We start from the raw sequence: 26,524 nt of genomic DNA on the forward strand, positions 1-26,524 counted from the left end.
TCTGCTTAGATTGCTTCCGCAAGATAGTCTTTAACATCGATCAAACTATCAAGTACTTTTTCCGCTTTTTCTTTCATCTCATCATCTGCGGGAAGAATATCGGGAACCATGATAGGTCTTAGCTTACCGGCGTTAGCCGATCTTATTCCGTTGTAGGAATCCTCGATGGCATATGCTCTCTCGGGCTCTACTCCAAGTTCTTCGCAGGCTTTAAGATAAATATCGGGAGCGGGTTTACTTCTTTTTACCATATCTCCGCAGATAAGCACATCAAAGTATTCAAGTATGTTCGCATCGCGTAGCTGTGCTTCAACCTTTGCTTTTCTCGTCGAAGAAGCAAGTGCGATCTTTTTGCCGCTGTTCTTAAGGAAAGACAGGATCTCTTTTATTCCTTCTTTCATCGGAAGTCGGCCTCCGGAATATTTATCATGAAATATCTGATTTGCTTCAACATCATATTCATCATACGGAAAGTCCTCTCCGTATGCCTCAAGCATTATCTCTTTTGTCTTAGCAACGGTTACTCCTATACATTTATAGAAATTCTCTTCCACATTCGAGATATTGTACTTGTTTGCAAGCTCTTTCCAGCAATCCATTATTGCTCTCTCCGAATCGAAAATAACACCGTCCATGTCAAAAACTACTGCGTCAAAATCCCTAGTTGTCATTTTTTCTCCTACTCACTTTCTATGCTTTTAAAACCGCTCTCGACAGAGCCATCGATTAACTCTATCTGCCCCGTCATATCTTTTGCCGACGAAGGGAACGGTGCGTAACCGACCTGATCTCCCGAAACGGGATAATAGAATGTCGTCCCGTCTATTTCAAAGGTATCGACATCGTATGTCCCGTAATCCTGTTGATATACAAGCCACTTTGAATTATATCTCTTTTCCTCATCCAAGATCAGGAATGCGCCTTTATATATGTACCACAGCGCAAACATTGCAATAACGCATTTAAAGCATGTAAGCGCCACGCCTCGGTCAATTCTGTTGTAAATAATTATAACCACTCTTCCGCATATGATCGCTGCGGTAAGAAGTGCATATCGATTCCGTATCTTATAAGCGGTGCGCTGTTAAACCAGAACAAAAGACATATTATCATCGTTCCGCCTATAGCCATAAAATCAATCTGATTAAGCATGGTCCTGTGGCTTATGGAAAAGACCTTGTTTTCTTTGGTTGCTTTTTTCTCAAAATGTGTTCCGAGGAAAAGACCTGCCATAAGGAGGTAGATCACAATTGAAACAATATCGAGAAGTATTATTCCCTTGTCAAACGTCAAAAGACCTTTAAACCAAGTAGGGAACCAAACAGAAAGCGGGGCATTTCCATACTTTACAACATCGCTAAATCCACGTCCGAATGTCTTTATCTCCAGTGCATCATACTGCGCAAGCCCCTTAGGAATCTTCCAGCTTACATTAAACAGATCAATGAATGTAACAGGATACACCAACCAGCCCGATATCAGTACATTCCTTATAAGGAACGGAGCAACTATCAAAAGTGCAAAAAGCACGGATACACCAAGCACTTTCATCTTATGTCTGTCTCTGTTACGCATAAGCTTATAGATCGGCACCAGTGACAAAAGAAGCAGCGGCGCTGCGGCAAGCTTGATCGTAACGGCAAAAACTCCAAGAAGAGCCAGATGTATGTACGGAACATAGGATTTTTCGTGAACCACATTGAGATCCAGCCAACTGATTATTATGTAAAAAACAAGTGATGCCAGAAAATAATCCGATGCCGGTGAAACTATCTCATCAAGCACCGTAAAAAGATAATAGATTGCCGCTATCCTCGCAAAATCCGATAAGATAAAGTGTTTTCTGACAATGATATGCTTGATATCAAGGCATTGCCATCCCAGGATAAGTGCAAGGAAGCCGGCCATAACATGGTACGATTGTCCTCCGAGAAACGCCATACTGTAAAGTGCAGACAGCGCAAAGGCAGAGCTGTTATAAGCAAGTCTTACATGAAGATTTCCAAGCCCTTTCACAACCCCGAATTCTTCAATCCATCTTATCGACTGCGCATGATAAAGATCGCTGTCATAATGCATTATTCCGTGAGAAGTCGCATAAGCCATTATAAGAAATACGGCGGCATATAAAAAAATATTGCCCTCACTCTTTAATCGTCTGGTAAGATCAGCAAGATCTTCACGCAGCTCAACTCTGTAATAAGTCGCGATAACAACACATATCGCAACAAGTAAAATATTCTCCGCAAGATCGATTCCGGAGAACAGGCTGAAAATCTGCGCATAGACAGTCGTAAGGACAACACCTGTGATTATGTAATTTTTATGGGACTTAATTCTGTAACGCTGCTCTTTTTTTGTTTTTCCTTTATTGGTACCTGCAAGCTTCTTCTCTCCGCGGGAAAGAATCACATGAATAAAGCAGTATCCCATCAAGTATGTGGTTATCGTCACATATGTCCATAGCAATATGACCAACAACATAGAAAAACGCCCCTCTTACCTTTTAGTTACATAGAAGAAACAATCACGCCGACAATAACACCTATGATCGCTCCGAATAAAACCTGCATAGGCGTATGGCCTACAAATTCTTTCAGTTTCTCCTCAACAGGTATATCACTGTCAAGCTGAAGGAACCAATCCATCATATTATTTATGACCTTGGCCTGAATTCCGGTCTCACGTCTTACTCCGGTCGCATCATGCATAACGATAAGAGCAAGTACTCCGGCGATCGCAAACTCAAAAGATGATGCACCGTAGAGAGCATAGGATGTAGTGACCACAGCCATTACAGTCGCCGAATGTGAGCTTGGCATTCCGCCGTCACCCATAAGTCTCTCGGGGTTAAATTCCTTATTTACTATGATATATAATATAGTTTTTAAAACCTGAGCAACAAACCATCCGCAAAAAGCAGACACAAGAATCTTATTGCCGATTAGTTGATTAAAAACAGACATCTAAAACCTCTATTCCGATCTGATGATCAAAGGATTCCCTTTAAGTATTCCTCGATAGCATCATGCCAATCAGCAAACATATAATCCGATGTGAGCTTGAGCATATAGTTCTCAAGAATACTGTATGCAGGTCTTGGTGCTGCCTGAGGATTCTTTTCAAGGTATTCCTTGGTTGTCACATGGTTAACTCTTGTCTTTTTGCCTGCAATCCTGAATATCTCTTCCGTAAAATCAGCCCAGTTGGTTGATCCTTCACATGTTCCGTGGAAAGTTCCGTAATTATCCGTAGGGAAAAGATAGCAGATTGCCTTTGCAAGCTCCGTAGCACTTGTAGGTGTTCCGAGCTGATCCTTTACCACACTTACCTCTTCATACTTTTCGGAAAGATTAAGCATAGTCTTTACGAAGTTCTTGCCATCGCCATATAACCAAGCTGTTCTTACTATAAAGAAGTTCTTCGCAAACTCTTTTACGAACTCTTCTCCGGCAAGCTTGGTCTTTCCATATACACTTACAGGTCCCGTCTTATCAAACTCGATATAGGGCTTGTCGCCGTTTCCCGCAAAAACATAATCTGTCGAAACATGAACAAGTTTAGCTCCTACTTCGGTTGCGGCGATTGAAAGATTTCTCGGGCCTATCGCATTGATCTTATATGAAAGATCTATATCGCTCTCCTGCTTATCTACAGCAGTATATGCAGCGCAGTTAATGATAGCCGCGGGCTTAACTTTTCTTGCCAGTTCAAGGCAAGCATCCACATTGGTTATATCAAGCGGTGTGATGCCCTCGCCCTCAAAAACATCGGTATTAATAAGCTCATACTTGTCGTTATTTCCAAGTTCGATATTGATTGCTCTTCCGAGCTGTCCGTTACAACCTGTAATAATAATTTTTTCCATTTTTCCACCTTTAAAATTCAAAAGTGGACGGCATCGCTGCCGTCCGCATAAATCCTCGCTGATTTATACCTGCCTAAGTTTATCACATATGGCAATTATTCGCCAAGCCCTGTCTCAATAGCTTCAACCATGGCACTCATGGCTTCTTCCTCGTCAGGACCTTCGCACTTAAATTCAAGCTCATCCCCACATTTGATACACGCGCCGAGAACACTGAGTACGCTCTTGGCATTTGCTGTATTATCCCCGTAGCTGAACGTAATATGTGATTTAAAATTCATAGCCACCTTACAAAGGTTGCCTGCAGGACGCAGGTGCAAGCCGGTAGGATTTGTAATAACCACCTTTCGACTAACCATATTACAGCATGACCTCCTCAATAAGCTTAGCAAGCTTATTAGCCTCTCTATCGATTTCTGCCTGATCTTTACCCTCGATCATTACTCTGACAAGGGGTTCCGTTCCCGAAGGTCTTATAAGTACTCTTCCGTCACCGGCAAAGTGCTTCTCGAGTTCTTCAATTGCCCCCGCAATTTCAGGATACTCCATATAAGCTTCCTTCTTGTGATTCGGAACATGCGCATTTACAAGCGCCTGTGGCATTACTTCCATTACTTTTGCAAGTTCTGAAAGAGGCTTCTTTGTTGCAACCATAACTTCCAGAAGATGAAGAGCAGACAATAAACCGTCTCCGGTTGTGTTGTCGTCCAAGAAGATAATGTGTCCTGACTGTTCGCCACCAAGGTTGGCACCGATTTCTTTCATGTGCTCGAGAACGTATCTGTCTCCTACCTTGGTCTTATCGACACGAATTCCTTCTCTCTCCGCCATCTTAAAGAATCCCAGGTTACTCATAATTGTTGCTACTATTGTATCTTTGGAAAGCTTACCCTTTTCTTTCATAAACTTTCCAATAATAGCCATGATCTCATCGCCGTCCACAAGCTTACCGTTCTCATCAACGGCAAGGAATCTGTCGGCGTCCCCGTCGAAGGCAAGTCCGATGTCCGCCTTCTCAGTAACAACTCTTCCCATAAGCTCTTCCATATGAGTGGAACCACAGTTAGCGTTGATATTGGTTCCGTCCGGATTATTATGTATTACGATAACCTCAGCTCCGAGCTGCTTGATTGCTTCTACAGAAGTGTAATATGATGCACCTTCCGCACAATCCATTACAACCTTCATTCCATCAAGATTGATATCTACGGCTCTTAAGTTGTGGTTTATATATTCCTCTTTTGCGTCACTTCTGTTCTTGATCTTACCGATTCCGGCACCGGTTGGCATCTTAACGCCTTCCATATTGTTCTTTATAAGTGCCTCGATCTCATCCTCAAGCTCATCGGGAAGCTTATATCCGTTTCCGTCAAAGAACTTGATTCCGTTAAATTCCATAGGATTATGTGATGCGGAAATAACTACGCCTGCATCAACTCTGTATTTTCTGGTAAGATATGCAACTGCGGGAGTAGGAATAATACCTACATTAACTACATCCGCACCTACCGAGCAGGCACCTGCCATAAGTGCGCTCGCAAGCATATCACCTGAAAGTCTGGTGTCGCATCCGACCATGATAGTGGGTCTGTGATTAACCTCCTTGGATAACACATATGCGCCTGCCTGTCCAAGCTGCATCGCAAGAAGCGGAGTGAGCTCGTCGTTGGCTACTCCTCTTACACCATCTGTTCCAAATAATCTACCCATGATAAAAAACCTCTTTATTCTGCATTTTTAACTGAAATATAAACACTGACCGGCGCCTTGGCCTCCACTCCGTCAGGGAGTGTCCATTCAACTTCTGCACTGTACATTCCTTCAGCCGGTTCAGTAAGGTTATTGTTCTTCAATACCTTGTTTATATCAACCGTTCCGGTTATTGTTTCCGGATTCAGCGTATTGATTTTACTCTCAAGTCCTTCAAGTGTCAAAGATACAGTTTCGTATTCTTTGTCATTGATCTCTACATCAAATCCTTCCGGAGTTTCTCCGACCGTAATATTCTTGATGCTGACATCTACCGTCTTCTCAGCTATCGCACCGATATGGACAATTACGGTAGCCTTGCCGCTAAATTCCGGATTTCCGAATATCACTCCTTCAGGCAGATACTCTTCAAGATCGTATGTATGCGAAAGATTGTCTCTGAGTCCCGTAATGTCAAGGTCGTCAGCTTCTACAGTGATAGAATCTATATTCTTTAAAACATCTTTCTTGGCTGCAATAAGAACCTTTTGAGGGTTACTTGTGATCTCTCCCGTTCTCATATATCCTTCCGCCGGTTTCCCTGATATCGGAGGATATTTGATCGAAACTGCCTTGGTACTGTAAATTGTGGCATGAATTCCGACCGATTTGATATTCATCTCTACATGCGATGAGCTCGGGTCTATCACCTCATCATTATTATCATAAAGAACTATATCGGCATTGGTATTAACCTCAGGAAGTCCCGATCTGACATCGACCTCCACAGCCGCTTTTTTAATATTTTTTATTACAGACTCAGGACCGCTGACTCTGACCATATTCTGGTCCAGATTAACGGGGCCGACAATATCGCCGCCTGTCAGTTCATCTTCTCCCAAAGTCGATGCTTTAATCTCCAGTGTCCTGGTCTCTTTCTTCTCGATGTTAAGTTTAACGACGTCAGAGCTCGGAGAAAAATTCTGAATCTTATCGTTAGACTTACTTGAAGAAAAATTAATGCTAAGTGTATTAAGGCTCGATATATCCTGTACATCAGCCGTCGCAATAATATTCTCTTTACTCAGGTTATCTATAACCGAACGGGGCGCAGAGACCTTGACCGAGCTTACCACATCGGATTCATCGAGAATAATGGGAATCTGTCCCTTCTTCTCTATCTGGTCAAACCCATTTATAGAAACCTGTATATTATAATAAGTTTTTGAAATCACAGGGTCATTTATGTTGGTTACCAAAAACCAAACAATAAAAGCAAACAAAAGCGACACCAGCTTAAGCACCCAGTTAGCCGTTAATTTCTTCATTTTTTCACCTTGGCCTTTCTGGCGAAGTACTTAATAGGTGCTTCCTCCTCATGCTTGTCCTGCAGGATTCTAAGTCTCTCGCGAAGCCTGTCACTGTCGAGTGCTCTTTCAAGCTCTCCTCCGTATGCCACGCTTATCTTACCTGTCTCCTCGGATACAATTATGGTAAGTGAATCTGTCACTTCGGAAACGCCGACGCCCGCACGATGTCTTGTTCCAAGTTCCTTTCCTATTCCCATATTGTCCGAAAGCGGAAGATAGCACGTAGCTGCAGTGATCCTGTCGCCTCTTATGATAACCGCACCGTCATGGAGCGGTGTGTTATGCTCAAAGATATTGATAAGAAGCTGGCTCGAAACCAAAGCATCAACATCAATTCCGGTTCTCTCAAACTCAGTGAGCGGGTGATTCTGCTCAATAACAATAAGCGCTCCGGTACGAACCTTGGCCATCTCCACACTTGCCTTGACAATCTCATTTAAGGTATTGTCGGAAAACCTTCCCGAAAATCTGGAATTACCAAGCGACAAGAAATTGGAGAAGAAATTCTTTCGTCCAAGCTCTTCAAGAGCCTTACGGAGCTCAGGTTGCAAAATAACAACCATCGCAATGATCGCAATACTGAATACTCTCTCCACTATCCACAAGATAGTCGACATTTCCATCAGTGTTGCAATAAGAATAAAAACTATGATAACTACAATTCCTTTTAGAAGCGACCAGAGTCTGGTGTTTTTTGCCCACACCAAAATATGATAAACCAGAAATGCGATAATTATAATTTCCAGAATATCAGGGAATCTTGGGGTCGGCATATGCAGATTTGTTCTGTTGACATCAAAGAGAGACCAAAAATCAATCTGTTTCATACTGCTTCCTTAGGATATAGTTAGCGCTGTCCTTTCGCGCGATTAATCTTTTTTACCCTTCTGTCGGGCGCTGTGAGAGTAACCTTGGGCACAGCCTTTACATAGTAATAATAATCATCATCCTCAAACTGAACTTTCTCTGTTCTTGAATAATCCAGATTAAAGGAGAAAAACTCTATTGCAAGTGTAAGGATTGCTGAGACTATCGTTCCCAATATGACTCCGGGAATGGAAATATCCGCCTTTGTTGCAACCGAACCGATAATAGTCACTATCGCAAGAACGATTGCTCCTGTTGTAATGGCGATCTTCCAGCAATTATCCATTGAAGATCTGCGAATAACGTAAACAACCGCAATGGTGATTGCAAATGCTACGATCATTACCAGCATAGCCTTGTTTCCAAGCATTCCGGAGATCATTGTCTTGAACTCCGTTGCTGCCGCTTCTACGTTTTCAGCTCCCGTTCCCACTGTATTCGACGAAAAATACGAGATCATAAATGATATTACAAGTCCGAATGAAACCGAAACTATGGATACAGGCGTACCTATAAGACCTGCCGCGATCGGAACCACATACGGAATATGCAGGAAGAAAAGCAGTGGAGTAAGTAAAACTGCCAATGTGTCTTTTGGTGAAAATCTAAAATACAAAAGAAACATCAGAGCAAATACCACAAATGCAATAAGTGCACACTCTGCCGAAAGCGAGTACAAATGTCCCAATATGAACAGAGCCGATACCACCACTATGAAATTGGCGGGAAGAATAGCACAAAGCAATGATGCCATAAGAACAATGGCAATATTGTTAAGGCTGCTCATAAAGCCTAGCTTACTGTTTATAACCGCTATAGAAATGAGCGCTAATAAAAACTTCCAAAAATATGTGATGTAAACTTCGTTTTTGATATAAAATTTTCTGATATATTGTTTGATTTCTAGTAATGCTGTCATGTCACCTTTCCTTTTCGTACATTCTGGCCAGTCTCTTTAAATCCCCGTAATACCCCTTCATACTCTTACGCATCTTGGAATAGCGATATGAATAGACGACGTAAGATATAAGAGAATACACGCCAACAAGCAGGAGGTAGTAAATCAACAGCCTCCTGCCGGTATTCAATAAATTATCCGTATTGTAAACATCTGCCAAGACTTTCTCAAAGTCATACAGCACATAGGTTCCGACGAATATGACAAAGACGATTGTGGCGCTTATTACGGATTTAATGACATTTAGTCCGATATAATCACTCTTGAAATATGAATTGATCGCATCGTTCTTTTTACCTTCGCGGTCTATGAACGCAGCCATCCTTGTCATCAAGATGACTTTTTCTTCATTTAACATTCTTGCTCCTTAAGTATCCAGGAAGCGCATTCCGGCCTTATTGTCCTTTTTAATGGGCTGTTCGAGTACAGGCTTAGGCTTGGCAAATGTGTTGTTAAGGTTATTTGCCATCTTTGCCTTACATTTGGCACAAAATCTTCCTGTTAGTATTGACTCTCCGCAGCTTTCACATTGAAGCTGAATCGGTGAGCCTTCAGCAAACATCAGTCTCTCCTCGCGGATCCACTGCTGGATTTGCTTGGATGATACTTCATTATCTTCTGCTATCTGTTTCAAACTTGCACGCGGATTATCCGCAATATACTGCTTAACCTTCTGGAAATCCTCTTCTATAGCCTTTTTGCAAGGTTCGCAGATTGTCTGACCACCGATGTAATTAAACATCTTACCGCATCTTGAACAATTCCGTAAGTTCATAAACATGACCTCCAATTTTGTTAAGTAGTCTGCCCTATGGCAAGTGTCAGAACATATATCCTGTCCGTCCCTGTCATACGAAACTCATGGGCGATCTCATCAACGGTACTTCCTGTTGTGTAGATGTCATCGATAATAAGTATGCACTTAAATTTTACATCATTTCGTACTATATTAAAAGCCTTTTTCAAATTATTGCGCCGTGCTCCGGCGTCCAAACCCTTCATGGGCACTGTATTTTTGACTCTTTTTATCACATTAACGTAAGTGGGTATGCCAAATCTCTTTGACAATCTCTCGGCATACACTTCCGCCTGGTTATATCCCCTGTCGTTTTTCTTCTTTTCATACATCGGAACCGGGATAATTGCCTGGATTCCAAGACTTTTCAGTTTTTTCCCCAGTCTTTTTTCGGTTACTTGTGCGTAGTAGTCCGCATATTCGCGTCTTCCGGCGTATTTGAACCTGTAGATCGATCCGGAAATGCTCCTATACTCGAACAGCGAAAAGCCTCTGTCAAAATAATAGCTTCTTTTCCTGCAATCCGCGCAGTACTCCTCTTCTTTTTCCGCCTTTGCAAGCGGCTTACCGCATTTCATACACAGTGCACCCTTCACTGGTCTTGGTTTTTTCGCACAATCTGCATGAACAAAGCCCCCTCTCGCAATTTTCCCTTTTGAATATATAAAAGGAGGGACTATATCGTCGCACACAGGGCATCTTCTTGGAAAAAAGATATCGAATACGATGCTCTTTGTTTCTTTATATTCTTTATTCTCTGTCAACATCAAATACTTCTTTTATTCTATCCGCAAGTCCCGTATATCGCTTTAGCTGCTGCTCATTATCAACCATGTTCATAAGCGTAGCGCTGCTTCCCAATATACATACCGTGCTCTTCGCTCTTGTAACCGCCGTATACAAAAGATTGCGGTTAAGAAGCATCCTCGGCCCGCCCAATATAGGCATTATGACTGCCGGATATTCACTTCCTTGAGATTTATGGATCGTTATGGCATAGGACAGCTCTATCTCATCAAGCTCCGAAAAAGGATACCTGACTCTTCTGTTCTCATCAAATTCCACTACTACATCCTGGGAATATTCATTTATCTCTTTTACTATTCCCATATCGCCGTTAAAAACACCCATTCCCGAATCTATCGGAATGTTGTATTTGCCTATCACTTCCCATTGTGCCTGATAGTTGTTCCTTATCTGCATCACCTTGTCGCCTTCCCTTATGAGCTGGTCGCCGTAAGCATGCTCTTTTTTGGAAGACTCGGGTGGATTTAAGTACTTCTGAAGCACCTGATTGAGCTGTATCGCTCCCAATGGACCTTTTTTCATAGGTGTAAGAACCTGTATATCAAGAGGTCCCGCATCAACATAACCGGGAAGTTTGTCTCTGATAAGCTGTATCATATGCTTATATATGACATCGGCATCACTTCTTTCCAGGAAAAAGAAATCCTTACTCTTATTATTCAGAACAGGCTTCTCTCCATTGTGTATCCTGTGGGCATTCATTACTATATCGCTCTCTTCTGCCTGTCTGAAGATCTTCTTAAGATAGATTGTCGGAAACTCACCGCTGTTTATCAGATCTCCGAGTATCTGCCCCGGTCCGACGCTTGGAAGCTGCGAGCTGTCACCTACAAGTATCAGATGAACACCGGGTACGAGAGCCTTTAATAATGCCGTGAAAAGGTGTGTATCTACCATCGACATTTCGTCTATGATGATCGCATCCGCCTCAAGTGGATTATCCGAGTTTTTCTCAAATCTGACTCCTGATTGTCTGTCATCCTCTTCAACCTGCCCGGTAACCTCCAGCAGTCTGTGTATGGTCCTCGCCTCATATCCCGTAGCTTCCGTCATTCTCTTGGCCGCCCTTCCGGTAGGCGCGGCAAGCATTATATCAAGGCCTTCACTCGCGTAGTAATTGATTATCGTATTGATCGTGGTCGTCTTACCCGTTCCGGGACCCCCGGTTATTATTACAATCCCGTTGGATATGCTCTTAAGAACAGCCTCTCTTTGCAATTCATCAAGTTCAATGCCTTTTCTCTTCTCTATATCAAGAATTCTCTTTTTGTACGCTTCTTCCTCCGCAGTCGTGATCCTCTCGGAAATATTGAGTTCATGAAGCATAACCGCACATGCCTGCTCTTCGTAGTAATATCCCGAAGCATAGATATTTTCTCCATTTTTGCAAACAAGCTTTTTATCCATTATGAGATTATCGATCTGCGTCATTATCGAGTCTGTGTCTATATAATCCTCCGGACCGTTTCTAAGAAGCAGCTCTGTCTTATCGATCAATTCCTTCCTCGGAAGATAAGTATTTCCATCCATTGAAGACTGCAACAGAGTATAAAGAATACCGCTTCTGATGCGATATTCCGAATCCACTCGTATTCCCACTTTGCCTGCTATCTCATCAGCGATCTTAAAGCCGATTCCGCTTATGTCATCTGCGAGTCTATAAGGGTTTTCCTTTAATATTCCGTATATTCCGGTACCGTATCTGTTATAGATCTTTACAGACATGGCGTTGCTTATACCGTACTGCTGAAGGAATATCATAGCATCGCGCATTTCCCTCTTCTCGGCCATCTGCATCGCTATGTCTATTGCCTTTTTTTCGCTTATTCCCTTTACTTCCGCAAGTCTTTCGGGTTCATCTTCTATGATCCTAAACGTATCGTTTCCGAACTTCTTGACTATCCTTGCCGCCAGAGCCTCTCCGATTCCTCTGATAGCGCCCGATCCAAGATATCTTTGCATAGATACGGCGTCATCCGGAATAGAGATTTTGTAATGTTCTGATTTCAGCTGATGTCCATAGACAGGATGATCGACAAAAGTACCGGTTATCTCAAGGGTATCGCCGATATCGACATCCTTAAAATTACCGGTGCAGGTAAGTTCATCATCCTCTGTGACAAGATTGAGTACAGCGTAGCCGTTTTCCTCGTTCTTATATATAAAATGTTCTACATAACCTTTTATTGTTTCGTTTTCCATAGTGAATATAGTATAGCACAATAAAAAGCGCTCAATTCTTAAGTTTTCTTAAGAATTGAGCGTCTGATTTTTCTTCTTTATTCATCCTTTTTTTCAGAGGCATCAGGTATGTCATAATTGCGCTTAAGATTCTCATAAAGCATCTTTGCAAAGCCATTACTCTGAGAATCTACAGAATCGGCACATATATCCTGAAGAGTTTGATCCTTAAAGAAATTGACCAAAGTGTTTGTGGATCTGTCCTGAGTATCAGGTTTAAGTGCATCTACAGATTTCTGCATCTCTTTATACATCTGCTCAAGAAAATATGCTTCAAACCCTTTACATGCTGCCCAGAGCTCTTCATCTGTTGATTCCTTGGATGTTGATGAAATCTTGTCCTGAAGCATCGATGCGGAAGCGTTCTTGCTTTCCTGCATTGCATATTCGGTTATAGCAGTGGCATTAAGCCCCTTTACATCAAATCCTGCCATATCTATTCCTCATCTTATCTCTTAAGGCCGTTAGCTGTCTGCATCATCTCGTCAGTTGTCTGGATTGCTGTTGAGTTCATCTCATATGCTCTCTGTGCAACGATAAGATTAACCATCTCGGTTGCAACATTAACGTTTGAACCTTCAAGATATCCCTGAACGATCTCACTTCTCTTCATCTCTGCATCGCCTTCGAGCTCCGAAATAGCCTCGCCGCTTGCTGCAGTCTCCTGCCATGCTGCGCTTCCGACTCTCTCAAGTCCCTCTCTGTTTCTGAACTGCCAAAGCCCGATCTGAGCATCGCCTACCTGCTGAGGAACACCGTCCTCATCGGGATAATATATCTTTCCGTCACCGCCGATGGTAATACGGCTTGCAACCGCGTTGCTCTCTACCAGAATAGGATTTAAATTCGCATCAAGAACAGGGTTTCCTTCTGCTGTTGTAAGCTCAAGAACATTACCGCCCGTCTCCTGAAGTGCCCATGTGAAGTTACCGTTTCTGGTATACTGCACTGTCTCTCCATCTGCTGCCATGTAAGCAAAGAAACCGTCTCCGCTTATGGCAAGAGCCGCCGGGTTGTCACTGTTCTGGAAAGAACCCTGTGAAAAGAACTGATTTATTGTTGAAGTACGAACACCAAGTCCAACCTGTGAATTGGTTGGCTTAGGCGCACCGTTGGCTGTCGTAGTTACAGTTTGCAGCTCCTGATATAAAAGGGACTTAAACTGTGCTCCCTGTGCCTTATAGCCTACTGTATTAACATTAGCCAAGTTGTTGGAAATTGTATCTACATTAGTCTGCTGGGCGTTCATTCCTGTAGCTGCTGACCATAAACTTCTAACCATGTGTCACCTCCGATAATCAAGTTACCGTCCTCCGTGACTGGTAATTTTCATCTCTCTGATATAATATCGGCAAAAACCGCGTTTTAAATTATAAAATTTTTATAAAATTTTATCCCATTCTGCCAAGCTGGTTAGCCGCAATATCGAGTGTATCATCTATTGTAGTGATAACTCTCTGGTTTGTATCGTAATTTCTCTGTACCGCGATCATGTTGACCATCTCATCAACTACAGATACATTGGACTGCTCCAAAAATCCCGCATAAATCTGGCCGTTTGCCTCAACGGGAGCAGTGCCTTCTATCGGAATAAACATATTCTCGCCGTAATGCTCCAGATTGTTATAAGCAATCCTTCCATCGGGATGTATAGTCTTTTCAAAATCGAAAAGACCTATTCTGGCAACTACATCTCCGTCCTGAATAACATCTCCCAATGTATTGATCTCTACGGGAAGATTAGGATCGATCTCTATATGTCCTCCGTCCTGCGAAAGAACAAAGTCGCCATCCTGTGTAACAAGGGCACCTTCTGAGGTAAGTGTGAAGTTACCGTCTCTTGTGTACATTATATCTGTTTGACTGGGAACATCTCTTTCGATGTTCACGGCCTTATTTGTATATTCGATTCCAAAGAATCCGTATCCGCCGATAGCAAGATCAAACTTGTTGTTTGTCTCCTTCATCGGTCCTTCCGACCAATCAACATAGCCTTCGCCAATCTTAACACCCGGATTAATAATGCCCAGTCCACGGGCTGTGAACGGGGCATCAGTATAATCTTTGATTTTGAGCGCAAGCTGATCACTGAAAGACTGTGCAGTTGCGCCTTCCTTTTTGTATCCGTTGGTATTGGCATTAGCAAGATTGTTGGTGAGCACATCCATTCTGTGCTGTTCATTGATCATTCCAGTGTAAGCTGTGTATAGACCTTTTACCATACAATTTCACCTCATACCGTCCTGGTCTTACTATCCATTCAATCCATGAACGGCGCTGTAGTTTTTAATCCTGACGATAGCCAACGATGAATTCCACATAACGACCGGTTCCGATAGCAACCGCTGTCATGGGATCCTCTGCTGTCATTGTATTGATTCCTGTCTTGGAATATATAAGTTCCTCAAGTCCGCGAAGAAGTGCTCCGCCTCCTGTAAGTACAATTCCTCTGTCCGCGATATCCGCAGCAAGCTCCGGAGGAGTGTTCTCAAGTACGCTGTGAATAGCCTCGATAATCTGAGATGTAGGCTCTCTGAGCGCTTCCTCAGTCTCCTCTGAAGATACTCTTACAGTCTTGGGAAGACCTGTTACAAGGTTTCTTCCTCGTACATCCATATAATCGTCCTCAGCTCTCGGATAAGCAGAACCGATCTTGATCTTTATATCCTCGGCTGTTCTGTCACCGATAAGAAGATTGTGCTTCTTTCTCATGTAACGAACGATTGCCTCGTCGAAGTCATCTCCTGCGACTTTAACGGAAGTGCTGACAACTGTTCCGCCAAGTGAGATAACCGCAATATCCGAAGTACCACCACCGATATCTACGATCATATTACCGCAGGGCTTAGTGATGTCGATTCCGGCACCGATGGCAGCCGCGATAGGCTCCTCGATGGTCTTAACATCTCTTGCTCCGCAAAGTCTTGTAGCATCCTCAACAGCCTTCTTCTCAACTTCTGTTGCTCCACTGGGAACACAAACCGCAATAAAAGGCTTTCTGTGAATTCTCTTTCCTATAGCTTTCTTGATGAAGTATCTCATCATCTGCTCAGTTATCTTATAGTTAGAAATAACTCCCTGACGAAGCGGTCTTACCGCAACGATATTGCCGGGTGTACGTCCAAGCATAAGTCTCGCATCCTCACCGATTGCCTTGATCTCCTCGGTGTCTCTGTCGTAAGCCACAACTGATGGCTCTTTAAGAACAACTCCCTTTCCTCTTATATACACAAGAACAGACGCTGTTCCCAAATCAATTCCTATATCTGCATACTGCATAATCCTAGAATCCCCTTTCAAAAACTGTATAGCATTTATTTCAGCGCATAAATGCGGATATTAATATAGTGATTATAATTTCATTGCCATTATAAACCAAAACAGCCAGTTTTAAAAGGGGCTATGTACTTTTATATATTATCGGCACGTTTTCAACATGTCTTTACTTCAGCATTTTCTTGATATAAGCGCCTGTGTAAGACTTCTTACATTTAGCAACTTCCTCCGGTGTTCCGCACACAACAACGGTGCCTCCCTTTGATCCTCCTTCGGGTCCCATATCGATAATATAATCTCCTGTTTTTATAACATCGAGATTATGCTCGATAACAACAACCGTGTTTCCTTGTTCAACAAGCTCATGCATAATCTTTACAAGTTTTTGAACATCGGCAAAATGAAGTCCGGTCGTCGGCTCATCAAGAATATATACCGTCTTTCCGGTGCTGACTTTACTTAGCTCGGTCGCAAGTTTTATTCTCTGAGCTTCACCACCCGATAATTCCGTGCTGGGCTGTCCAAGTTTAACATATCCAAGTCCAACATCATAAAGAGTCTGTATCTTACGCTTTATTGTCTTTACATTCTCAAAGAAGGTAAGTGCTTCCTCAACCGTCATATTGAGTACGTCATAAATATTCTTGCCCTTGTATCTTACCTCCAAAGTCTCGTGGTTATATCTCTTTCCACCGCAGACCTCACAGGGAACATAAACGTCGGGAAGGAAATGCATCTCAATCTTTATGATTCCGTCTCCGCCGCAGGCTTCGCATCTTCCTCCTTTAACATTGAAGGAGAATCGGCCCTTCTTGTAGCCCTTGGCCTTGGCATCGGGTGTTCCGGCAAAAAGATCCCTTATCATATCGAACACGCCTGTATATGTCGCAGGATTGGACCTTGGCGTTCTTCCGATCGGTGACTGATCTATCGCGATCACCTTATCGACCTGCTCTATTCCCTCTATGGAGTCGTGCTTACCGGGAATACATCTTGCCCTGTTAAGATCTCTGGCAAGATGCTTATAAAGGATCTCATTGACAAAAGAGCTCTTTCCGGATCCGGATACTCCCGTAACTATGGTCATTACTCCGAGCGGAACATCTATATCTACGTTCTTAAGATTGTTTTCTTTTGCGCCTTTTACTTTCAGCCAGCCCTTCGGCTGTCTTCTCTCCTTCGGTACTTCTATTTTAAGTTTTCCCGAAAGATACTGACCTGTAATGGACTCTTTGACCTGCATGATCTCTTCCGCAGTTCCTACAGCAACGATCTTACCACCTCTTGAGCCCGCGCCCGGTCCGACATCGACAATATAATCGGCGGCTCTCATCGTATCTTCGTCATGCTCGACAACTATAAGAGTATTGCCAAGGTCTCTAAGATTCTTAAGAGTATTAAGCAGTTTATCATTATCTCTCTGGTGAAGTCCGATACTTGGCTCATCAAGGATATAGCACACTCCGCAAAGTCCCGATCCGATCTGAGTCGCAAGTCTGATTCTCTGCGCCTCACCACCCGAAAGTGTTCCAGTTGCTCTGGAAAGAGAAAGATAATCCAGTCCGACATCGACAAGGAATCCTACCCTGGCCTTGATCTCTTTTAATATCTGTCCTCCGACCATAAGCTGATGCTCGGAAAGCTGCATATTTTCAAGATACTTCTGAAGCTCGTCGATAGACATTGAAGTAATCTCATAAATATTTTTCCCGTCTATAGTTACGGCGAGTGCTTCTTTCTTAAGCCTCTGACCGTGACATGTGGTACAAGGAGTTATTCTCATAAACTCCTCATACTCTGCTTTGGCTGTCTCTGAAAAAGTCTCTCTGTATCTCTGCTCAACGTTTTTGATAAGTCCGTCAAAAAGAATGGGATAATCCCCTTCTCCTCTTGAACCTTTATAATGCACATTAACAGTTTTATCTGCTCCGTATATGAGCATGTGTCTTACTTTCTCGGGAAGATCTTGGTATGGTGTGTCAAGGCTGAACTTATAAGCCTTGGCAAGCGCCTTTAGCGTAGCATTTGAAAAGCTGCCCTCTTTGTTGGAGGACTGCCAGCCCATTACCACGATACATCCGTCATTAAGTGAAAGCGACTTATCGGGTATCATGAGGTCTTCATCGAATTCCATCTTGTATCCGAGACCCGCACAGTCAGGGCAGGCACCGAATGGGTTGTTGAAAGAAAAGCTTCTGGGTTCGATCTCCGCTATGCTGATACCGCAATCGGGGCAGGCAAAATTCTGGCTAAAGCTCAGCTCTTTTCCGCCAAGGACATCAACCGTAAGAAGGCCATCGGCAAGACCAAGTGCACTCTCGACAGAATCTGTAAGCCTGCTCCTAAGGCTGTCACTGTCCTCATGAACGACAATTCTGTCGACTATTATCTCTATGTTGTGCTTGATATTCTTATCAAGCTTGATCTCTTCATCGGTAAGATCATACTGACTTCCGTCAATTCTCGCTCTTACATATCCGGCACGAATCGCTCTGTCGAGCGTCTTGGCATGCTCACCCTTCTTGCCTCTTACAACGGGAGCAAGAATCTGTATCTTTGTTCCCTCACCCAATGCAAGAATATGATCGCACATCTCATCCACGGTCTGTCTTCTTATTTCTCGTCCGCAGTTAGGGCAATGCGGGATTCCGATCCTGGCATAAAGAAGCCTGAAATGATCATATATCTCGGTGACCGTACCCACTGTTGATCTGGGATTCTTGTTGGTAGATTTCTGATCTATAGAAATAGTCGGAGAAAGTCCCTCTATCCTCTCAACATTGGGCTTATCCATCTGTCCCAAAAACATTCTTGCGTAAGAAGAAAGAGATTCCATATATCTTCTTTGTCCCTCGGCAAAGATGGTATCAAAAGCAAGAGATGACTTACCCGATCCCGAAAGTCCCGTAAATACCGTAAGAGTCTCTCTGGGAATCTTAACACTTACATGCTTAAGATTATGTTCGTCAGCTCCTCTAACCCTAATGTAGTCATGTATATCAGAGGGAAGGATCCTCTTGGTCGTTGTATTCTTTTTGGTCATTCTGTTGTTCTCAGACATATATTCTCCGATCTTGGCACTTTATCATATTTCAGGTAGCCAATGATTCATTTGCCCTCTGTGAGGTCGTTGTATATTTTCTTTAGATTTATCATCTCATCACGAAGCGTCGCTGCGGTCTCGAAATCAAGTTCCGTAGCTGCACGTTTCATCTTCTTCTCTATCTGGGCTATAAGCTTCTCAAGCTCGTTCTTATCCATCGATTCGGGATCTTTCTCGAATCTGACTTCTTCCTTGGCGATAGCCTTGGTCACAGCGATAAGATCTCTTACAGCCTTCTTGATAGTCTGAGGCGTTATGCCGTGCTCCTTATTGTATTGCTCCTGAAGAGCTCTACGTCTTCTTGTTTCATCAATGGCCTTCTTCATGGAATCGGTCATGTTATCGGCGTACATGATAACACGTCCCTCTGCGTTTCTCGCGGCACGACCTATCGTCTGAATAAGAGAAGTCTCCGAACGAAGGAAACCTTCCTTATCGGCGTCAATGATAGCAACCAGAGATATCTCCGGAATATCAAGACCTTCTCTGAGAAGATTGATACCTACAAGAACATCAAACACATCAAGTCGCATATCTCTGATGATCTCTGCCCTTTCAAGCGTATCTATATCCGAATGGAGATACTTGACCCTTATACCGGATTCTGCAAGATATTCCGTGAGGTCCTCAGCCATTCTCTTGGTAAGCGTGGTGACAAGCACCTTATTCTTTTTATCTATCTCGGTTCTTATCTCACCGATAAGATCATCAATCTGTCCCTCTACAGGGCGAACCGAAATCTCGGGATCGAGAAGTCCTGTAGGTCTTATAACCTGCTCGGTCCTAAGAAGCTCATGCTCCTCCTCATACTTACCGGGAGTTGCCGAACAGAATAGCATCTGATCGATATGCGATTCAAATTCCTCAAAATTAAGCGGTCTGTTATCAAGAGCCGAAGGCAGTCTGAAGCCGTAATCAACAAGAGTCAGTTTCCTGCTCCTGTCACCGTGATACATCGCTCCGATCTGTGGAATCGTCATATGCGACTCATCAATTATGATGAGGAAATCTCTGTCAAAGAAATCCAAAAGAGTAAGCGGAGGCTCTCCCGGTTTCATAAAATTAAGATGTCTTGAATAATTCTCTATTCCGGAACAAAAGCCCGTTTCTCTGAGCATCTCGACATCAAAATTGGTTCTCTCGGATATCCTCTGAGCTTCAATAAGCCTATCCTCACCCTTAAAGAACTTGATCTGCTCCTCAAGCTCTTTCTCAATATTGTCACAAGCCGCATTGATCTTCTCCTGCGGAACAACATAGTGCGACGCGGGATATATCATGACATGGCTTAATTCACTTCTAACCTTGGCAGTCACCGGCTCGATCTCCGTAATCCTGTCTATCTCATCTCCGAAGAACTCAACTCTGATAAGATAGTCATCGGCGTTGGCGGGAAAAATCTCGATCGTATCTCCCCTCACTCTAAAATTACATCTTCCGAGCTCCATATCGTTTCTGTTGTACTGAATAGCCACAAGCTCTTTGATAGTCTCGTCTCTGTCCTTCTGCATTCCCGGACGCAGCGAGATCGACATCCCCTTAAATTCATCGGGACTTCCGAGGCCATAGATACACGAAACGCTTGCGACAACAATAACATCCTTTCTCTCCGAAAGAGAAGCCGTAGCCGAAAGTCTCAGCTTATCTATCTCATCATTTATGGAAGAATCTTTGGCAATATAAGTATCCGTCTGAGGAACATACGCCTCCGGCTGATAGTAATCATAGTAGGATACAAAATACTCAACGGCGTTTTCGGGAAAAAATTCCTTCATCTCGCCATAAAGCTGTCCTGCTAAAGTTTTATTGTGGGAAATGATAAGGGTAGGCTTATTCAAAGCGGCTATGACATTAGCCATCGTAAATGTCTTACCCGATCCGGTAACACCCAAAAGTGTCTGGAACTGGTTACCTTCTTTGAAGCCATCAACAAGCTCTTTTATAGCGCGGGGCTGATCGCCCGTCGGTTTATACTCTGAATGAATCTTAAAATCCATTATTGCAACCTCATTTCATGTGCGCCAAGCACATCTTTGGCAAATATTATCCGCAAATAAAAAAGAACGGTATACCACTCGTAGTATACCATTCCGTATGATAACTGTCTATAAAAATCTGAACGTATGTTCGCGCTTTATTTTTCAGCAAACTCCTGGACAAAATAAATCGAATCACCCTGAATATAATATCCGAAGCCAACATACTTCCAGTTAGCTCCCAGCATATTTTCGTTATGGCCGGAGCTTCCCTTGAACAATCCCATTGAAGCGGAAATCTTTGAACTCGGGTCACCTGCATCGGACCAGATCATACCTATATTTTCGCCGACACCTTGCGTAGCATATCCAAGATCACTGTAGGCAGCCGAAAAGTCACTGCCGTTCGGTCTGTTGTGTGAAAAAGATGCCGCGCACTCCTTGGCTCTTATGCCGGCAACATCAACGCATTTCTGGCTAAGCTCAAGTGCAGGCAATCCGTTTGCTGCACGATACGCGTTGAGCTGTGCAAGCATATCAAGTACATTCTTATCCGCAACAACGTTTCCCACTTCTTTGGTTCTGACCGCTCCTTGAACCGCTGCGGTATCGTCCGGACAACACTTTCTGCCTTCTTTTTTACCGCAAGTGTTATAGTGATTTCTAAGCGCCTTCTCATCATATCCGAACGCCGCTTTCAGATCCGGATATGTATCAGCGTAATACCGATAATCAAATTTAGATTCTGTCTGAATTCCTGCCGCATGTGCGTCAACAGACTTAGCACACATCAGCATTAAAGCTATAGCAACAGTTGAAAATCCCTTAATTGCTGCCTTTTTGATTAGTAATATTTTCTGCTCTTTTTTCAACATAGGGTCCATTATACTTGAAATAAAATATAAAAAAACCTTTTTCACACTTTTTTGACACTTTTTTACTTAAATATTCAATTTTTAAAGATTAAAAGAATCATAAGTATAGACCATATCCTGCTCGATAACGAAGTCATCCACGCTTATTCTGTCCTCGGGACTGCAGATATCCAGAAGCCTTGTCGTACACATGGCTGCCGTAGCCTCTCCCTCCACAATTTCACATGGTTCTTCGCCGTCTCCGATAAGAATACTTCCAACGCCCAGAATAAGTAAAAGCGCTATAAAAATAACAACAAACGTATATATAAAAATAATCATCTAAACTCCTCTATGTATTTCTCAATCCTGCTTCTGGCAATTCCAAGTCTTTCCTTAACTGCCGGCAGCCTCTTTTGTGCATCCTCTTGAACGTACTCACTTGCAGGTCTGTAATATGATATTCCGATCGAGATAACCGCGGATAAACAAGCCGCCGCAATGCACGCTTTTATTCCCAGAAACGCTTTTCTAAGCGCCACAGCTTTAGGATATTTTTTAAGCGCAATTTTTATCTCCTCGCAGCTTTTAAATCTGTCCTCTCTGTCCGGCTTGATACATTTATCGATTATCGACATAAGCTCGGGCGACACACCTCTGACTCCAATTTCTTTTACTCTGGAAACTGCCAGATCATCTTTGGGATCGATCTTTGACAGCATCTGCAAAAGAGTCATTCCAAAACAGTAGATGTCCGTCTTGGGGTCTGTTTGTCCAAGGTGACCGTATTGCTCAGGCGCTGCAAATCCGCATGTTCCAAGATATGTACTGTCGGCAGTCTCACCTTCTTTATATATTCTGGCAACACCGTAATCAATAAGCGTCACGCTCTTTACGGTACCGATTATAATATTCGAGGGCTTCAGATCCCTGTAAATAACAGGCTCTTTTAAGCCGTGAATATAATCAAGAATATCAATAAGCTCAGCCCCTATCCTGACCGCCTCTTTTTCCTTGAGTCTTCCGGTTTCACTAAGAATAGTAAAAAGACTCTTCCCGGGAATATACTCCGTCGCAATATATCCTTCTCCGCTGTCTATAAGCCGAGGTATTCCTTTATGATCAAGTGCTTTTAAGATATCGGCTTCATTTCGCAGGCTCTCTGCTGCTTTCTTATACTTCTTTTCATCGGTGGCTTTTAAGATCTTGAGTGTAACAAGCTTTCCGCTCGCCCTGTCTTTTGCAAGAAATGCGTCTCCGCAACCTCCGCTTCCAAGCCTTTTTATTCTCTTATATCTTAATAAAACTCTCTCATCCATAGATCAAAACTCCATACAGAGAGCAGCAATTGAAACATTGTCTTCTTCGTGCCTCGAATAAGCCTTTTGTGCAAGTTTCTTGCAGGAATCAAGCATATCTTCCGAAGTCACGCACATCTGCGGACACAACATTTTGAAAACCTCATTGTTGTCCATTGTCTTCCAGAAACCGTCGCTGCAGGCAAGTACCGTCGAATTCTCTTCAAAACTGCCTCTTTCAATTTCCGGCTCAGGTGTCCCGGACGTTCCGATACATTGCAAAAGAACGTTCTGTGCAAAGCTCTGATCCTTTGTAAGCTGTTTCACATCATCTTTTCCCGCAATATATATTCTGGAATCGCCGACGTTCATGAGGATATATTTACTTCCAATCTGCAAAAGAGCGGTAAGTGTCGTACCAAGCTTTATTCTTCTGTGTTTACCATATCTTCTTATCTCACCGTTAACTCTTGCGATTAGCCTTCTCCAGGACTGTTCAATAACCTCAAACAATCTTTCTCCTTCCAGATCCTGCATAAGGCAGAGTTCTTCATGGAACCAGTTCTCAAGCGCTCTGATCACTTTACAGCTTGCAACCTCTCCCTTTGAAAGACCTCCGAGACCATCACAGACGGCAACAAAAGAGATCCTTCCCAAATTTTTGGTCTTGGCGACCTTTACCAAAACAGAGTCTTGGTTCACTTTACGAGCAATACCCGCATCAGTGTAAATACATGCTTTTACTTTCATAACTAACCTTTCAAAATAAAAAAATACAATGTGGAATACCGCCCGATATGGGCGAGATAAAAAAAGAAAACTGTGCCGATGATCGGCACAGTTTTGTATAGTACTCTTAATTCAATTATTTGTCAAGAAGGTCTTTCATAACCTCTACAGCCTTATCGAGCTGATTGTCCGATTTGTCCTCAGCATACGCTTCGGCGTCAAATTCTATCTCAACATCAGGTTCAATTCCGATACCGTGAATGTTGTTTCCGTTTGGTGTGTAGTAACTGCTGACTGTAAGCTTCACGGCAGTTCCGTCATTGAGATCGTAAACGCTCTGAACAATTCCTTTACCAAAGGTTGTTGTTCCGACGAGTTTGGCAAGTCCGTAATCCTTGAGTGCACCGGCCAATATCTCCGAAGCACTTGCCGAGTATCCGTTTGTAAGGACAACGATCGGTATATCAAGCTTGGCGTCATTCTCACATGTATAATCAACTCTATTGCCGTCTCTGTCCACGGTATATACGATCGTATTGCCCTTTGCAATTATCTGATCCGCAATATCGCAAACAATTTTAAGATTTCCTCCGGGGTTACTTCTAAGGTCGATTATAAGGCCGTTCAGTTCATCTGACTTAAGCTCCGCCATTCTTTCCACAAACTGATTGTATGTGACATCATCAAACTCCGTTATCTGAATATATCCGATTCCGTCATCCAATTTCTTTGCTTCTACAGTCGGAACTTCAATCTTTTTACGATATACATCGACTTCCACCGTCTCCTTTTGGCTTTCTCTTTCAAGGGTCAGATGCACTGTCGTGCCTTCTTCACCTTTTATCTTGGAAACAACTTCCTCTGTGGTAAGTCCCTGAACACTCTCCTTGTTGACCTCTGTAATAATGTCATCGGCCTGAATTCCCGCTTCTTCGGCAGGAGTTCCGGGCATAACCTTACTGATACGTGGCATGTTTATGGTGTTGTCCATAGAAACGTACGCACCTATGCCAAAATATATTCCCTCGGTGTCATTTTCAAACACCTTAAGATCTTCTTGTGAATAGTACACGGAATATGGGTCATCCAAAGAAGAAAGCAGTCCCTTATAAAGCCCGTCACGCTCCTTTTCCTTGTCTACTTCAGTCTTGTAGTAGCAGGAATCTATAAGTGATTCAAGCTTCCTTATCTTGATGGCGGTCTCAGTGCTCATTACCTCGGATCCGGTGTCAACTCCGATAGGACCCAAGTTTAATACTATTCCTAATGCTGCACAAACAAAAGCCATGCACATCGCGCCTATGAGTACTCCGCTTACAAATCTTCTTCTAAGCTTTTTTTCATTTTCCTTGTTTCTGATTATTTCTTCGTTTGCAGCCGCTGCTGTACTTACATCTTCTGTCTTAGTCTCTTCTGTCATGTTATTGTTAAAATCCACTTTTTTACTCCCTGCTCCCGTGAATTATTTGAGATAATTCCAGGGGCTCACATACGCACCGTTAAGTCGCACACCAAAATGCAGATGTGGTCCTGTTGACCTTCCGGTTGAACCAACTGCGGCAATCTTAGTTCCCGCTGTAACATCCTGTCCCTTTGAAGCATACACTGCCGAACAATGCATGTAAACAGTGTATAATCCGTTACCATGATTGATCATAACATAATTACCCATGGTAGCATTGTAATCAGCCGCAACCACCGTTCCGTTATATGCAGCCAGTATAGCCGATCCCGTAGGCGCCGCAAAATCCACACCGTTATGCATCTTTTCAACTCCAAGCGTTGGATGCATACGCATACCGAAATTATCGGATACTCTGGTGTAACTCGGACACGGGAATGTAAACATTCCGCCGTCGTATTTATATTTGCTGTTAAGAGCCTCTTTATCCGCAGCAACTTCTTTCTCAAGAGCTGCAATGGTTGCATTCTCTGCCTTGATCTCTGCCTCGTACTCCGCTATGGCAGCCTGCTTATCACTGATATCCGCCTTAACGGTACTAAGTTCGGCGCTCTTCTGATCCATAAGAGCCTGCATATTGGCTTCTTCCTGCTCTTTGCTCTTTTTGGTAGCATCGAGCGTAGCCTTCTCTTCTTCCAAAGCTTCCTTGGTAAGCTGTATCAGTTCTGTTGTTGCAATATATTCATCAAGCTTCTTTCTGTCATAGCTTGAGAGCATCTCAATATACTCAGCCTTGTTGAGCATATCTCCGAAACTTCCGGACTCCATAAAAAGTTCCATGTATACCGCATTACCACGCTCATACATGAACTTGATACGCTTCTTCATGGCTTCATACTGCTCTTCTTGAATGCGTTCCGCTTCTTCAAGCTCAGCCGTTGTCTTTTCAATTTGAGCAACCTTGTCATCAATCTTGGTAGTCAGCTCGTCAATCTTTCCTTGTATATCAGAGATTGAGGCATCAAGCTCGGTGATATATTTATCAAGATTAGACTTACTTGCTTCCAGATCTTTTTTTATCTTTTCAAGGTTACTTTTTGCATTGCTTAAGTTGTCTCTTTCCTTTTTGGCTTCCGATATCTGGTTCTCTTTTGCCTTAATGCTCTCTTCAGTAACTTCGGCATTTATGGATAAAGTGCTGCTAAAAAACACCAGCGCCGCAAGAGCCAGACACGACAACACATTAAACAAGCTTTTCCTTGTGCTGCAAATTGATCTGATCAAAACAAA

Annotated in this window: 26 protein-coding genes; all 26 read right to left on the bottom strand. The window is 43.0% G+C overall.

From position 1 onward, the window contains the following. Nucleotides 1-5 precede the first annotated feature (5 nt). On the bottom strand, nucleotides 6-671 hold the full coding sequence (locus D6853_RS02370) for an HAD family hydrolase (protein WP_120656197.1): 666 nt from the start codon (nucleotides 669-671) through the stop codon (nucleotides 6-8). A gap of 8 nt (nucleotides 672-679) precedes the next feature. After that, entirely contained in the window at nucleotides 680-1,018 is a 339-nt protein-coding gene (locus D6853_RS02375) for a hypothetical protein (RefSeq protein WP_120656198.1), read from the bottom strand. Then, nucleotides 1,009-2,484 carry an LIC_10190 family membrane protein gene (locus tag D6853_RS02380; protein ID WP_120656199.1) on the bottom strand — a complete coding sequence of 492 codons (1,476 nt, stop codon included), beginning with the start codon at nucleotides 2,482-2,484 and terminating at the stop codon, nucleotides 1,009-1,011. Before D6853_RS02380 ends, D6853_RS02375 begins: the two co-directional genes overlap by 10 nt. Nucleotides 2,485-2,510: 26 nt before the next feature. After that, the gene (locus tag D6853_RS02385) at nucleotides 2,511-2,966 is read right to left on the bottom strand and encodes a divergent PAP2 family protein (RefSeq protein ID WP_092247410.1); all 456 of its coding nucleotides are present in this window, start codon (nucleotides 2,964-2,966) and stop codon (nucleotides 2,511-2,513) included. Between the two features lie 26 nt (nucleotides 2,967-2,992). Continuing rightward, nucleotides 2,993-3,931, bottom strand: coding sequence for a dTDP-4-dehydrorhamnose reductase (gene rfbD / locus D6853_RS02390; RefSeq protein WP_256372385.1), 939 nt, complete (start codon nucleotides 3,929-3,931; stop codon nucleotides 2,993-2,995). A gap of 32 nt (nucleotides 3,932-3,963) precedes the next feature. Beyond that, entirely contained in the window at nucleotides 3,964-4,227 is a 264-nt protein-coding gene (locus D6853_RS02395) for an HPr family phosphocarrier protein (RefSeq protein WP_120656201.1), read from the bottom strand. A gap of 1 nt (nucleotide 4,228) precedes the next feature. Continuing rightward, nucleotides 4,229-5,578 carry a phosphoglucosamine mutase gene (gene glmM / locus D6853_RS02400; protein ID WP_120656202.1) on the bottom strand — a complete coding sequence of 450 codons (1,350 nt, stop codon included), beginning with the start codon at nucleotides 5,576-5,578 and terminating at the stop codon, nucleotides 4,229-4,231. A gap of 14 nt (nucleotides 5,579-5,592) precedes the next feature. Further along, entirely contained in the window at nucleotides 5,593-6,885 is a 1,293-nt protein-coding gene (locus D6853_RS02405; RefSeq protein ID WP_120656203.1) for a CdaR family protein, read from the bottom strand. After that, complete coding sequence (gene cdaA, locus D6853_RS02410) at nucleotides 6,882-7,754, bottom strand: diadenylate cyclase CdaA (RefSeq protein ID WP_199712990.1); 873 nt, start codon at nucleotides 7,752-7,754, stop codon at nucleotides 6,882-6,884. Before cdaA ends, D6853_RS02405 begins: the two co-directional genes overlap by 4 nt. 20 nt (nucleotides 7,755-7,774) lie before the next feature. Continuing rightward, nucleotides 7,775-8,713, bottom strand: coding sequence for a hypothetical protein (locus tag D6853_RS02415; RefSeq protein ID WP_120656204.1), 939 nt, complete (start codon nucleotides 8,711-8,713; stop codon nucleotides 7,775-7,777). Between the two features lies 1 nt (nucleotide 8,714). Continuing rightward, nucleotides 8,715-9,110, bottom strand: coding sequence for a hypothetical protein (locus D6853_RS02420; protein WP_120656205.1), 396 nt, complete (start codon nucleotides 9,108-9,110; stop codon nucleotides 8,715-8,717). A 9-nt stretch (nucleotides 9,111-9,119) separates the two neighbouring features. After that, nucleotides 9,120-9,527 carry a flagellar protein gene (locus D6853_RS02425; RefSeq protein ID WP_120656206.1) on the bottom strand — a complete coding sequence of 136 codons (408 nt, stop codon included), beginning with the start codon at nucleotides 9,525-9,527 and terminating at the stop codon, nucleotides 9,120-9,122. Nucleotides 9,528-9,547: 20 nt separating this feature from the next. Continuing rightward, nucleotides 9,548-10,315: a ComF family protein gene (locus D6853_RS02430; RefSeq protein ID WP_120656207.1), complete on the bottom strand. Its 768-nt coding sequence runs from the start codon at nucleotides 10,313-10,315 to the stop codon at nucleotides 9,548-9,550. Then, a complete protein-coding gene (recD2, locus tag D6853_RS02435) occupies nucleotides 10,299-12,557 on the bottom strand; it encodes an SF1B family DNA helicase RecD2 (RefSeq protein WP_120656208.1) in 2,259 nt (752 codons plus the stop codon). The genes D6853_RS02430 and recD2 overlap by 17 nt, the downstream gene beginning before the upstream one ends. Nucleotides 12,558-12,634: 77 nt before the next feature. Beyond that, the gene (locus D6853_RS02440; RefSeq protein ID WP_120656209.1) at nucleotides 12,635-13,030 is read right to left on the bottom strand and encodes a hypothetical protein; all 396 of its coding nucleotides are present in this window, start codon (nucleotides 13,028-13,030) and stop codon (nucleotides 12,635-12,637) included. Nucleotides 13,031-13,044: 14 nt separating this feature from the next. After that, the gene (locus tag D6853_RS02445) at nucleotides 13,045-13,878 is read right to left on the bottom strand and encodes a flagellar hook-basal body protein (protein ID WP_120656210.1); all 834 of its coding nucleotides are present in this window, start codon (nucleotides 13,876-13,878) and stop codon (nucleotides 13,045-13,047) included. A 109-nt stretch (nucleotides 13,879-13,987) separates the two neighbouring features. Next, nucleotides 13,988-14,818, bottom strand: coding sequence for a flagellar hook-basal body protein (locus D6853_RS02450; RefSeq protein WP_120656211.1), 831 nt, complete (start codon nucleotides 14,816-14,818; stop codon nucleotides 13,988-13,990). Between the two features lie 64 nt (nucleotides 14,819-14,882). Continuing rightward, the gene (locus D6853_RS02455; RefSeq protein ID WP_092247449.1) at nucleotides 14,883-15,875 is read right to left on the bottom strand and encodes a rod shape-determining protein; all 993 of its coding nucleotides are present in this window, start codon (nucleotides 15,873-15,875) and stop codon (nucleotides 14,883-14,885) included. A gap of 163 nt (nucleotides 15,876-16,038) precedes the next feature. Continuing rightward, a complete protein-coding gene (gene uvrA, locus D6853_RS02460) occupies nucleotides 16,039-18,915 on the bottom strand; it encodes an excinuclease ABC subunit UvrA (protein ID WP_120656291.1) in 2,877 nt (958 codons plus the stop codon). Nucleotides 18,916-18,980: 65 nt separating this feature from the next. Beyond that, nucleotides 18,981-20,972, bottom strand: coding sequence for an excinuclease ABC subunit UvrB (gene uvrB / locus D6853_RS02465; protein WP_120656212.1), 1,992 nt, complete (start codon nucleotides 20,970-20,972; stop codon nucleotides 18,981-18,983). A 137-nt stretch (nucleotides 20,973-21,109) separates the two neighbouring features. Continuing rightward, nucleotides 21,110-21,826 carry a CAP domain-containing protein gene (locus tag D6853_RS02470; RefSeq protein WP_207667203.1) on the bottom strand — a complete coding sequence of 239 codons (717 nt, stop codon included), beginning with the start codon at nucleotides 21,824-21,826 and terminating at the stop codon, nucleotides 21,110-21,112. Nucleotides 21,827-21,907: 81 nt separating this feature from the next. Further along, nucleotides 21,908-22,147, bottom strand: coding sequence for a hypothetical protein (locus tag D6853_RS02475; protein ID WP_120656214.1), 240 nt, complete (start codon nucleotides 22,145-22,147; stop codon nucleotides 21,908-21,910). Then, the gene (locus tag D6853_RS02480; protein WP_120656215.1) at nucleotides 22,144-23,124 is read right to left on the bottom strand and encodes a serine/threonine protein kinase; all 981 of its coding nucleotides are present in this window, start codon (nucleotides 23,122-23,124) and stop codon (nucleotides 22,144-22,146) included. Before D6853_RS02480 ends, D6853_RS02475 begins: the two co-directional genes overlap by 4 nt. Before the next feature lie 3 nt (nucleotides 23,125-23,127). Further along, the gene (locus tag D6853_RS02485; protein ID WP_120656216.1) at nucleotides 23,128-23,853 is read right to left on the bottom strand and encodes a PP2C family protein-serine/threonine phosphatase; all 726 of its coding nucleotides are present in this window, start codon (nucleotides 23,851-23,853) and stop codon (nucleotides 23,128-23,130) included. 115 nt (nucleotides 23,854-23,968) lie between these two features. Then, nucleotides 23,969-25,270, bottom strand: coding sequence for a S41 family peptidase (locus D6853_RS02490; protein ID WP_243108271.1), 1,302 nt, complete (start codon nucleotides 25,268-25,270; stop codon nucleotides 23,969-23,971). Nucleotides 25,271-25,294: 24 nt separating this feature from the next. Next, on the bottom strand, nucleotides 25,295-26,518 hold the full coding sequence (locus tag D6853_RS02495) for a murein hydrolase activator EnvC family protein (protein ID WP_120656217.1): 1,224 nt from the start codon (nucleotides 26,516-26,518) through the stop codon (nucleotides 25,295-25,297). Nucleotides 26,519-26,524: the final 6 nt, after the last annotated feature.

Source organism: Butyrivibrio sp. X503, from assembly GCF_003625475.1.
In the GTDB taxonomy this organism is placed as follows: Bacteria; Bacillota; Clostridia; order Lachnospirales; family Lachnospiraceae; genus Butyrivibrio.